This is a genomic window from Pseudoduganella sp. RAF53_2 (genome assembly GCF_052113985.1).
Classification (GTDB): domain Bacteria; phylum Pseudomonadota; class Gammaproteobacteria; order Burkholderiales; family Burkholderiaceae_D; genus Rugamonas.
On record NZ_JBFRDW010000132.1, the window covers coordinates 1 to 10891 of the forward strand.

Genomic DNA, 10891 nt, shown 5'->3' on the forward strand with positions numbered 1-10891 from the left:
GCTCGTAAGGCGTACCTTCAAGCTGGAAGCCGATGTGGCCTTCGCTCGGTTTGGCGCCGGTCACGCGGTTCTGCAGCACACCGTTGACAGTCACTTCGATGCTGCCGTCGCGGCTGACGATATCCGCACTGTTCCATTCTCCCGCCGGCCGCTCGCTATCCGCTGCAATATGCGCCTTCACCGGCGGTTTGTTGCCGGTCAGCGCTTCGGTAAAGCTGGCATTCGCCATCGGCAGCAGGTCGCCAGCGTTGCCGAATTTGGTCTGCACTTGCTGGCTCAGTGGCCACACGCGGTCCATCGGTCCTTCGCTGATATGCAGCAGCACGCCGCCGTTGCCGGTCTTGCCCGGCCAGCGCCACTCAACGTGCAGCTTGTAGTTGCGGTAGCTTGCCGTGGTCGCCAGAAAGCCCAGCGGCTTGCCGGCAGACGCAATCACACCGCCTGGTTGTACACTGAACACGCTCGCGACGCTCGCCGCAGGATCGGTACGCAATTCCCATCCGCTGAAATCGCGGCCGTTGAACATATCGGCCGCCGAAGCGCCACTTGCAACCAGCAACAATGCTGCACAAAGAATTCGATTAACCATTTGGACTCCGAATGAAAAAGACACTGCTGTTTCTTCTGCTTTCCGCCAGCGCCGCGCTGGCATCCGCTGCCGATATTCCATTGTGGCCTGAAGGCGTGCCGGGCGCACGCAATATCGGCCCCGAACTGCGCAAGGACGGCTATATTTCCAACGTCAGCGAACCGGCCCTCACCCTCGTCCCCGCCGCGGTGGACCGTCCGAATGGTACCGCAGTCATCATCGCTCCGGGCGGCGGCTACGTACGCGAAGCGGCTGCGCGCGAGGGTTATCAGTACGCCAACTGGCTTAGCACCCTCGGCGTGACGAGCTTCGTGCTGACCTACCGTATGCAGGAATTCGGCCACCCCGCGCCATTGCAGGACGTGCTGCGCGCCGTGCRCATGGTCCRCTCGCGCGCCGCCGAATTCGGCATCGATCCGAATCGCATCGGCGTGATGGGCAGTTCGGCGGGCGGCCATCTGGCGGCCAGCGCCGGCACACTGTTCAATCATCCCATCGGCCGCACCGGCGCTGCGCTGGACGCTGTCAGCGCCCGCCCTGACTTTCTGATGCTGATGTACCCGGTGATCACCATGGAAGCTCCCGCCGCGCATATGGGCTCGCGCAAGGCCCTGCTGGGCGCCTCGCCTCCGCCGGAAATGGTGCAGCTGATGTCCCTCGAAAAACAGGTGACGCCCGCCACGCCGCCCACCCTGCTGATCCACACTCAGGCCGATCAGGCGGTGCCGGTCGAGAACAGCATCCTGTTCTTCCAGGCGCTCACCCGCAACAAGGTGCCGGCGGAGATGTATCTGTTTGAGCATGGCAGCCATGGCATGGGCATGCGCGATAACCTGGGCACCGCGTCGGCATGGCCACGCCGCGCCGAAGAGTGGATGCGCGCTCGCGGCCTGCTGAATACGCCTCAGGCCAAATAGAACATCGGCTGCAGCGGCCATTCACGGGGGCGGTTGCCCGGCGCCGTCTCCATCAGGTCGGCCATGTAATCCCACCACTTCTTCATGACGGGCTGCTGCGGCAGCTCGTCGATCTTGTTTTCCGACCGGAGTTTCAGCACTGCGAACAGGTGCAGGGTTTCTTCGTCCAGAAAGATGGAGTAGTCGTAGATCCCGGCTTCACTCAGCGCTTCCGACAGCTCGGGCCAGATCTCGTCATGGCGGCGGCGGTATTCCGCCACCGTCCCCGGCTTGAGTTTCATACGGAATGCACGCGTGTTCATTTGTTCACCGCCATTTTCTTGAGTTCCGACGCGGCCAGCAGGAAGCCGCCAACGCCATAATTGAAGCTCGACGCTGGCCGGTAGTAGGCTGGCTCGGCTCCCGTTTGCTGGATGCCGCCAAGCCGTCCGTCGGCATACACGTTTTTCAGGATACCGGCCCAGGCGCGTTCGATCACCGGCTTATAGGTTGCGGCGTCCAGATASCCTTTGTTGACGCCATATGCCATGCCATACACGAACAGCGCGGAGCCGGAGATTTCGGGTAGCGGGTAGCTGGCCGGATCGAGCAAACCCGCGTGCCACAGACCGTCCGCGCCTTGCAGCGATGCGATGCGCGCCGACATCTCGCGCAATTGCTGAATATAGAACTGGCGCTGTGGATCGTCTTGCGGGATGTAGTCGATGGTGCGCGCCAGGCCACCCATCACCCAGCCTTCGCCGCGCGACCAGAAGATCTTCTTGCCGTTCGGCTCGCGCTTGCTCAGATAGCTGACGTCACGCGCGTACAGGTGCTCTTCCTTGTCGTACAGCGCGTCGTAAGTCTTGCGCCATTGATCGTGTACGTAGTCCAGATACTTGCGGTCGCCGGTGGCCTTGTACATCTTGGCCCAGACCGGGGGCGCCATGAACAGCGCATCGCACCACCACCACGGCAGGCGGGCATCGCCGGGACGCAAGGTTGGCAGCGGCTGCAGGGTGTCCAGGAAGGCGCGCGTTGGGGCAATGCGCTCATCGCCGCCGTCCTGGAAGTACAGCTCAAGGTAGGTCTGGGCAACGCTCTGGTCATCGGCATTGGGATACGGGCCGCGCAGGTCCCAGCTGAATTGCTTTGCCATCGCCAGCATGGCGTCGCGGTATTTGCGGTCGCCGGTCGCTTCCGATGCAGCCATGAAGCCGGTGAACAGCACCGACGAGGTCCAGATGCGGTCAAGGTGCTTTTGCGTGCGCTCCAGCTGCCAGTCGGCGACCTTGCGCAGTGCCTTGTCGATGGCTTCAGCCGTCAGCGCCGGTGACAGATCGGTTGCCAGCGGACCGCCGTTGGCCGGGGCGTCGCCGAAGAAGCGGCTGGTGTCCTTGTCCACGATGGCCTGCATCGCCGGCGTTGGCAGTGGGTAGCTGCCGGCCGCCGGCTCTTGCGGCGCTGTGGCACAGCCAGCGAGGCCGATCGCGAGTGATAGCGCGGCGATCCTTGGGCGAAGCGGAAGCGATGCGGAGCGCGTGTGGGCGAGGCTGTCGGTCATGACTTATCCTGTTCTTCGAAACTCTTCTTCGAGGGATCTTCTTTCGGTTGCGGAGAGCGCACGATGAAGCTTTCTTTCGGCAGGCCGCGTACTGCGCCGGCGTCTTCCAATTCAACCGGCGAGGCGATGGCCAGTTTCAGCTTGGTGAACTGCCAGTCTTTCACGTCATACAGCTGGCCGCCTTTGCTGGCCTGGATGTCCAGATTATCGAGGCTGAAGCGCTGCAGGGGCGCTTCCTTGTAGCCGCTAACTTCAAACGCCGTTGTAGCGCCGGTAGCTTTGATGTTCCAGATCTTCACGTCGTGGAAGTGGGCGATACCCTTTTCACGCGGCACTGGCGTGGCCAGCACTTTCCAGTACGGCGGATAATCCTTGATCTCGTCCGGAATCTTCGCGTAGCTGTAGCTCGGGTTCCAGTTCATCGTAATGCGCAGCACGACGGGGATATTGGTCATTGTGAAGTCGTGAATGCGCAGGTTCTCGCCGAAGCCACCGCGTGTGTGGGCGGATTTGAACAGGATGCCGACGGGGACATTGCCTTCGACCTTGATGTTGTAGGCTTCGACATTGCGGAAGCCGCCTGCCGTTTCGCTGCCGAAGGTGATGCCAGCTGCGGCATCACGCACCACCGAGTCGCGGACGATGACGTCTTCCGTCGGGCGCGCCACGCGCTGGCCATCGGAGTCGCGGCCGGCCTTCATGCACAGAGCGTCGTCGTTGACGGCAATATCCGCGTGCTGCACCAGGATTTTCCTGGACGAATCGATGTCGATGCCATCAGTGGATGGACCACGGCCGCCTTCATTATTGCGGATGACGACACCGTCCACGGTCACATCTTCGGAGTAGCAGATGTGCAGGGTCCAGAAGCCTGAGCGGCGCAGCAGCAGGCCGCCGCCGATCCTGGCGTGTTTGCTATTGAAGACCTGAATCAGGCGTGGACGCTTGGCGTCGTAGTCGGAAGCCCAGCGCAGGCCACGCGGTTCGTATTCCTTGCGCAGGTTCCAGTAGCTGTCCCAGAAGATTTTTCCGTCACCATCGACGGTGCCCTCGCCTTCGATCGCGGCGCGCTCCTGTTCGTAGATATTGACCAGCGCGGCGGGCCATTTCATTTCGATGCCGGCAATGCGCGTCGCCATCACTGGGTAGTCTTCCAGTTTTTGCGAGCCAAGCAGGGTGACACCCTTATCCAGGCGCAGCGTGACGCCGGTCTTCACGAAAATGGAGCCGGTCAGGTAGGTGCCGGCCGGGAAGCTGACCTTGCCGCCACCTTGCGCTGCTGCGTCGATAGCGCGTTGGATGGCCCGTGTGTTCATCGTCGCGCCGTCACCTTTCGCGCCGAAGTCGGCGACGCTGACGTTCTTCGCAGATGCCGCGCCGGCCGCCAGCATCGCCAGGGCCACGCCCACGGCTGCGGCAAATTTTGGTGTCCAATTCATGGAGCACTTTCCTTTCATTGAGCGCCCCCAAGCAGGCGCACAGGGCCAAGCAGGCCGGATGGATGTGGCGTGATCAGGTGCGTATCCTGCGGTACAAAGCGCTGGCCGTAACGCGCCCACAGCAGGCGGTGATCGGCGCGATCCTGCCCGGCCAGGCCGTTGATGGCGAGATTGGCGACACGCACCTCGATCTTGTTGCTCCCCTCGTGCAGCCATGGGGTGGCATCGAGCCTGTATGGCGGCTTCCAGAGCGATCCCGCGCGCTGGCCGTTGATAAAGACCACGGCCGCTTCACGGATCGGGCTTTCCAGCATGGCGCGCATGCCGGCGGGGACTTTCGGAGTAGCGTCCAACGGCTTGCCTTCGCCAAAATCAAGCGTCAAATGTCCGCGCAGCTGGCTGGCGTTCAGATCGACCGTCTTCGCATACAGCACTTCGGCCGACAGGAAGCGCGTGGAGTCATTGTCGGTCCAGGAGAGCAACGCTGGCATCGCCTCCGGCGCTCGGCCGGGGAAAGTGACGTTCCAGTCGCGGCTCCAGTCAGCTACCACAGTGCCCACAGCCGGCCAGGCTGACGCCGTCGCGGGCGCACGCGCGCCGGCCGCCGCATCCTTCGTCGTTGCGGCCAACTGGGCCGGACTGTCTGCAAGGACGAGGATACGGGACTCGTAAGGCGCCAGGTCGAGGGCGAGCGACGGCTGTACGGTCGCAGCAGCGGACTGGCCGCTCACGCAGTCCCACCAGGCCGCGTGACGGCGAGCGGCGCGAACAGCCGCGGTGGTGCGCACGGAATGGTTGCTGGTATTGGCGATGAAATAGATGTCGGCATCAGCCAGTTTGCGGTGAATGAAGCCGACGTCGCCAGCCGATGAGGCAAGCTTGAGATCGGGCGCTACTGCGCGGGCGAGCGCAGCGCCCACGGCGGCATCATCGGCAACAAGCTGCACGCCGCTCAAAGCAAAGAGCTTCTGCGTCGCTGCAACGACCTGCGGCGTGACGTGCGCGGCGTCGGCATAGCCTGGCGCCAGCGATGGCTTGCCGCCAACGGCGATGATCTTGCCGCCACTGCGCACATAAGCTTCCAGTTTTGCCAGCACAGCCGGCGACAGGCGCACAATGTGCGGCAGCACAAGCGCCTTGTGCGAGACGCCCAGCGCCAGCACGGATTCGGCATCCACGTAATCGAAATTGTGGYCCGCATCCAGCACCTGTTCGGTCAGCGCAGACGTGACGAACTTGTGCATCTCGGCCGAGACGGACATCTTGCCCGGCGTGAGCGAGGCGTAGACATCGTCCGTCGGCAGGAATACGGCAACGTCATTGGCAGGCGCGCCCTGTCGCATCAGGTAGCTGGTGCGCTGGAGGTAGGCGTTCACGTCCGGCATGACGTTCCACCACGGCTGATGGTTGTTGAACACCGCTGCCGCGTAGAAGGAGTAGCCCGGTTCCGGCGTTCCTGGAGGATTGTAGGGCCAGCCGTGGCCAATGAACTGGTTCACGCCTTGCAGCAGCATGCGGTCCGCTTCGGCCYTCATGTCCAGCGGCGTGGCGCTGAAGGCCGGCGAATTGAGCCAGGTCCAGGTTTCGGCGGAGATCACATTGCGGCCATACAAATGGCCTGCCGACGTCGCCCAGCGTGTAAAGGAGAAGCTGCGGAATTGTGGCCCCTCGCCTTCCGGCAGCGCCACCAGGCGGTTGCTGGACATGGTCACCACCGGCTCGCCGTAAGTCTGCGAACGGAATTGCGTACCATGCGCACGTGCCCAATCGTTCAGCGGCGTGAGATAGCGTTCGTTGACGAGTTCCGTTTGCGTTTGCGCCCAGTCGCGGCGCAGCGCGGCGGCGTCCGGGCCCTGGCCGGTAAAGATGACCGGCAGATGCGGTTTCAGATCATAGCCGCGGCGGCGCTGGAATTCGGCGAGGAAGTCTTCCGTCCAGTCGGTGTTGTAGACCTCCAGGCTGTCGGAGAAGACCGCGTATGGCGGCTTGTCGCCGAAGGCCTTGAGCAGCGGCTCGGCGACCGTTTGCAGGTGATTGTCAATGGCGCGGCGGCTCAGGTGATCGAGCACGAAGCCTTCGGCGCCCAGTGCGGGACGCTTGACTTGCTGGCCAGTGTGGCTGGCGATGTAGAACACCGCAACGCGCGCTGACGCAGCAGCCGATACGGCCGCGCGGCCGGATGGTGCGCCAGCCGTCAGCGTGAGCGATGCGAGACGAGTGGCGTCAAACTCCTTGGCGCTGCCTTCGCCAATGAAGGCGGCCAGCAGTTGTTCACCACTGGCGAGGGCAGGCAGTGTGACGGATGCCGCACCGGCGGGTACTTCAAATACCGCCTGGCGCAGCCGGCCTGCGGAATCAGCTGCCGTGACGTGCGGACCGCCGTAGGGCCAGCCGCTGCCCAGCGTAATGTCGACGCGCAGGCCGAGATCATGCGCCTTGTTGTTGGCGAAGCTGACAGCGTCGAGGAACTCGGGGGAAAGATAAGGAACGTTGTGGATGCCGCGCGTGGCGTCGTCCAGTTCCATTGGGTAGACGGGCTGGATTTCCACGCCGCCGAAGCCGCCCGCCTTCATCGCGTTCAGTTCGCGCTCAAGCTGCGGCTTGACCACGGCGGGGCCAAACCACCACCAGCGCACCATCGGCCGCGCATCATCCGGTGGCGCAGCCAGCCGGGCCACTACGTCCGCGATACGGTCCGAATGCACAGGCCCAGCGCTGCGGGTCGCAGCCACGCCGGCTTGCGAAGGCGCGGCGGCGGGGGAGGCGCCGTCAGAACGTGCAGCGGCCGTCGAACCGGCGACGGCCGCGCTGCCCAGCGTTACGGCCGCCAGGCATGCCAGGGGAAGCCGGCGCACGGCTCAGACGATGCCGCTGCCGCTTACTCCTGCCTTGGCCGGACGGCGCACGGCAGCCTGTTCGCGATAGCCGGCCGCGCGGTAGCACGCCACCGGATCGATCGCGCCTCCCGAGCGTGCGCGCGCCATCGCGAGGATGGGGCTGACGTCCGTGCGGTAAGCCTGCTTCAGCGTTTGCGCCGACTGCAGTGCATCATTCGATTCCTGGAAGCCGCGCAGCGTTTCGCGATCGACCAATGCCGCCTGTACGAAAGCGCGCTGCACTTCCGCTGCACTGTTCATCAGGCTCTCAATCGGATCGGTCACATTATGCGACTGGTCCAGCATATAGGCCGGACGCAGCGCGGCATCGCGCAAAGTGGCATCCGCCAGTTCGTTAAAGATCAGGAAGAGCTGGAAAGGATTGATGCTGCCCGAATCCAGGTCGTCGTCGCCATACTTGCTATCGTTGAAGTGGAAGCCACCCAGCTTGCCGAACTGCGCCAGGCGCGCCACGATCATTTCAATATTGGTGTTGGGCGCATGGTGGCCCAAATCGACAAGGCACTTCGCCTTGTCGCCCAATTGCTGCGCGCATGCGAAGCTGGTGCCCCAGTCAGCGATGGTGGTTGCATAGAAGGCCGGCTCGAACAGCTTGTGTTCGATGAAGACCAGCCAGTCTTCCGGCAACGCACCGTAAATGTCGCGCATGGAATCCAGATAGCGCTCCAGCGAACCGCGCAGATTGTGCTGGCCGGGGAAGTTGGCGCCGTCGCCCACCCACACGGTCAGCGCCTTCGATCCAAGCGCCTTGCCCAACTCGATACACTCGATATTGTGCGCCACAGCTTGCGCGCGCACGGCGGCGCTTTGCGCGGTCAGGCTGCCGTACTTGTAGGTCTGCGCCTGATTGGCCTGATCCTGGAAGGTATTGGAGTTGACCGCGTCGAAGCCTAAGCCGTACGACGCAGCCTGCTCGCGCAGGGCTTTCGGATCGTCCGTCTTATCCCACGGGAAGTGCAGCGAAACGGAAGGCGTCGCACGAGTGAGCTGATGGATCACACCGCAATCTTCCATCTTCTCGAACACATTGCGCGGCTCGCCCTTGCCGGGGAAGCGCGCAAAGCGCGTGCCGCCGGTGCCTACACCCCAGCTGGGGATAGCCACCGCGAAGCTCTGGGCCGCCGCGGTCAGCTTTTCAATGTCCACACCGCGGCGCGCCAGCATGCCGCCCAAGGCGGCGTAGTCGGCATCCAGGTTTGCCTGCAGGGTGGCGTTATGCGCGGCCACCTGGCCCTGGTCGAATACTGCACTCATCTCGTTGTCTCCTTTGTTCCGCCGCTTATTGCGGTCTGACTATCGCGTGAAAGCTGCGGCGTTGCCGGCATCCACGTTGATTACATTACCAGTGCTCTTGCCTGCCTTGTCGCTGGCCAGGAAGTACACCGCCTCTGCGATATCTTCCGGCAGAACGCTCAGTTTCAGCATGCTGCGGTCGCGGTAGAAGGCTTCCACATCGTCCGCTTCGATCTTGTTCGATTGTGCACGCTCCTGCTTCCACTTGCCATCCCAGATGCGGGAACCGCGGATCACGGCGTCCGGATTGACGACATTGACGCGGATGCCATGTGGCGCACCTTCCAGCGCCACGCAGCGCGCCAGATGAATTTCCGCAGCCTTGGCGGTGCAGTAGGCCGAGGCACCAGCCGATGCCACCAGGCCGTTCTTCGACGCCACGAACACCATGCTGCCGCCCAGCTTCTGCTGCTTCATGATGCGGAAAGCGCCGCGGCTGACCAGGAAGTAGCCCTTGACCAGAATATCCTGATTACGCTGCCAGATTTCCAGGGTAGTGTCTTCCAGCGGTGCGGAGGATGCGATACCGGCATTGGACACCAGCAGGTCCACGCCGCCAAAGCGCAGCGAGGATTCGCGCAGCACGTCTTCCACTGCCTGTTCGCTGGTCACGTCGGCGATAAAGCTGGCCACGTTGTCCTTGCCTGCGACCTTGACCAGGGCTTTGTGCGCCTCATCGAGCACTTCCTTATCGATATCGGTCAGCAGCACGCATGCGCCTTCCTGCAGCAGCTGGCGCGCGACAGCCTGGCCGATACCGCCTGCGCCGCCGGTCACCAGAGCGATGCGGCCCGCCAGGGATTTCGGCTTCGGCATACGCTGCAGCTTCGCCTCTTCCAGCAGCCAGTATTCGATGTCAAAGGCTTCCTGCTCCGGCAGACCGACATAGGAATCCACACCGTTCGCGCCGCGCATCACGTTGATCGCGTTGACGTAGAACTCGCCGGCGATACGCGCCGTGGCCTTGTCCTTGGCGAAAGACAGCATGCCCACGCCCGGAATCAGGTAAATAATCGGATTTGCGTCGCGTACGGCCGGGCTGTTGGAACGCTTGCAGCGCTCGTAGTAAGCCACGTAGTCGGCGCGGTAGGCTTCCAGGCCGGCATCCAGGCTGGCGACCAGCGCGTCAAAGTCCGGCTTGGACGGATCGAAATCGATCACATAGGGACGGATCTTGGTGCGCAGGAAGTGGTCCGGGCAGGAAGTGCCCAGCGCCGCCAGCGGCTTCAGATCACGGCTGCACACGAATTCGAGCACGGCGGCGCTATCGTCGAAGTGGCCCAGTTTGAATTCGGTCTTGCTGATTTTGCCGCGCAGGATAGGCATCAGGCGCGCAGCCAGGTCAGCGCGCTGTTGCGCGGCCATTGGCGCAATCGCCGCGCCGCCGAACACCGGCTGCTTCACATTCGCGGCCAGCCATTCCTCGGCGCGCTTGATGATGGCCAGCGTGGTTTCGTAGCAGGACTTGGCGGTATCGCCCCAGGTGAACAGGCCGTGGCCTTCCAGGATGATGCCCTTCAGTTCCGGCTGCGCTTTCGACAGCGCTTCCAGCTTCAGGCCCAGGTCATAGCCCGGACGCTGCCACGGCAGCCAGCCCAATTCACCTTCGAAGATTTTTGCGGTCAGCGCCTTGCTGCTGGCGCAGGCGGCGATGGCGATCACGGAGTCCGGGTGCATGTGGTCCACATGCTTGCGGTCGATGTAGGCGTGCAGCGGCGTGTCGATCGACGCGGCGCGTGGATTCAGGTTGAAAGTGCAGTGCGGCAGATAGCCGACCATCTCGTCTTCGTGCTCAAGACCGCGGTAGCGCTGCTTCAGCGCCTGCAGTTTGCTCATGTAGAGCGTGGAGAAGCCATCCAGTTTGATGCTTCCCAGGTCACCGCCCGAGCCCTTCACCCACAGAACCTCCACCTGCTCACCGCTCAGCGGATCTTCCATCATCACTTTGGCCGAGGTATTACCGCCGCCAAAGTTCGTGATGCGCAGGTCCGATCCGAGCAGGTTGGAACGGTACAGCAGCAGCTCTGGTTCGCTCATGGAGGCGGCCTTCGCGTCGTCCCACAGCGATTCGATCGCTGCCTTCTGCTTTGAATCTTGCATTACTTTCTCCGTGTTGAATTGCGTTTGTTTTGCCTTCGAGGCAACCGGAGCCAGTAGAAATCAGCGGCCGGTGGGGTGTCAATGCGGAAGCAATCAACATGATGACTAAGAAC

8 protein-coding genes are annotated in these 10891 nt (G+C 63.0%); 1 reads left to right on the forward strand and 7 read right to left on the reverse strand.

Going from position 1 to position 10891, the window contains the following annotated elements; all coding sequences use genetic code 11:
- Positions 1-589 (reverse strand): 3-keto-disaccharide hydrolase (locus AB4Z11_RS10285; RefSeq protein WP_442025065.1); only part of this gene is annotated, 589 nt, incomplete at its 3' end.
- A gap of 11 nt (positions 590-600) precedes the next feature.
- Between AB4Z11_RS10285 and AB4Z11_RS10290 the strand changes: the two genes are divergently transcribed.
- Positions 601-1506, forward strand: coding sequence for an alpha/beta hydrolase (locus AB4Z11_RS10290; RefSeq protein ID WP_442025067.1), 906 nt, complete (start codon positions 601-603; stop codon positions 1504-1506).
- Here the strand turns inward: AB4Z11_RS10290 and rhaM are convergent.
- From rhaM to AB4Z11_RS10320, 6 genes are read right to left on the reverse strand one after another with little or no spacing between them, the layout of a single operon-like run.
- Positions 1494-1808 (reverse strand): L-rhamnose mutarotase, encoded by a 315-nt coding sequence (rhaM, locus tag AB4Z11_RS10295; RefSeq protein WP_442025069.1) that lies wholly within the window; start codon positions 1806-1808, stop codon positions 1494-1496. The genes AB4Z11_RS10290 and rhaM overlap by 13 nt on opposite strands.
- Complete coding sequence (locus AB4Z11_RS10300; protein WP_442025071.1) at positions 1805-3049, reverse strand: glycoside hydrolase family 88/105 protein; 1245 nt, start codon at positions 3047-3049, stop codon at positions 1805-1807. Before AB4Z11_RS10300 ends, rhaM begins: the two co-directional genes overlap by 4 nt.
- Positions 3046-4488: a glycoside hydrolase family 28 protein gene (locus AB4Z11_RS10305; protein ID WP_442025073.1), complete on the reverse strand. Its 1443-nt coding sequence runs from the start codon at positions 4486-4488 to the stop codon at positions 3046-3048. Before AB4Z11_RS10305 ends, AB4Z11_RS10300 begins: the two co-directional genes overlap by 4 nt.
- Before the next feature lie 14 nt (positions 4489-4502).
- Positions 4503-7343, reverse strand: a complete 2841-nt coding sequence (locus tag AB4Z11_RS10310; RefSeq protein WP_442025075.1) for a glycosyl hydrolase — start codon at positions 7341-7343, stop codon at positions 4503-4505.
- Between the two features lie 3 nt (positions 7344-7346).
- Positions 7347-8639: an L-rhamnose catabolism isomerase gene (gene rhaI, locus AB4Z11_RS10315; RefSeq protein ID WP_442025077.1), complete on the reverse strand. Its 1293-nt coding sequence runs from the start codon at positions 8637-8639 to the stop codon at positions 7347-7349.
- A gap of 39 nt (positions 8640-8678) precedes the next feature.
- Entirely contained in the window at positions 8679-10778 is a 2100-nt protein-coding gene (locus AB4Z11_RS10320) for a bifunctional rhamnulose-1-phosphate aldolase/short-chain dehydrogenase (RefSeq protein WP_442025079.1), read from the reverse strand.
- Positions 10779-10891 lie beyond the last annotated feature (113 nt).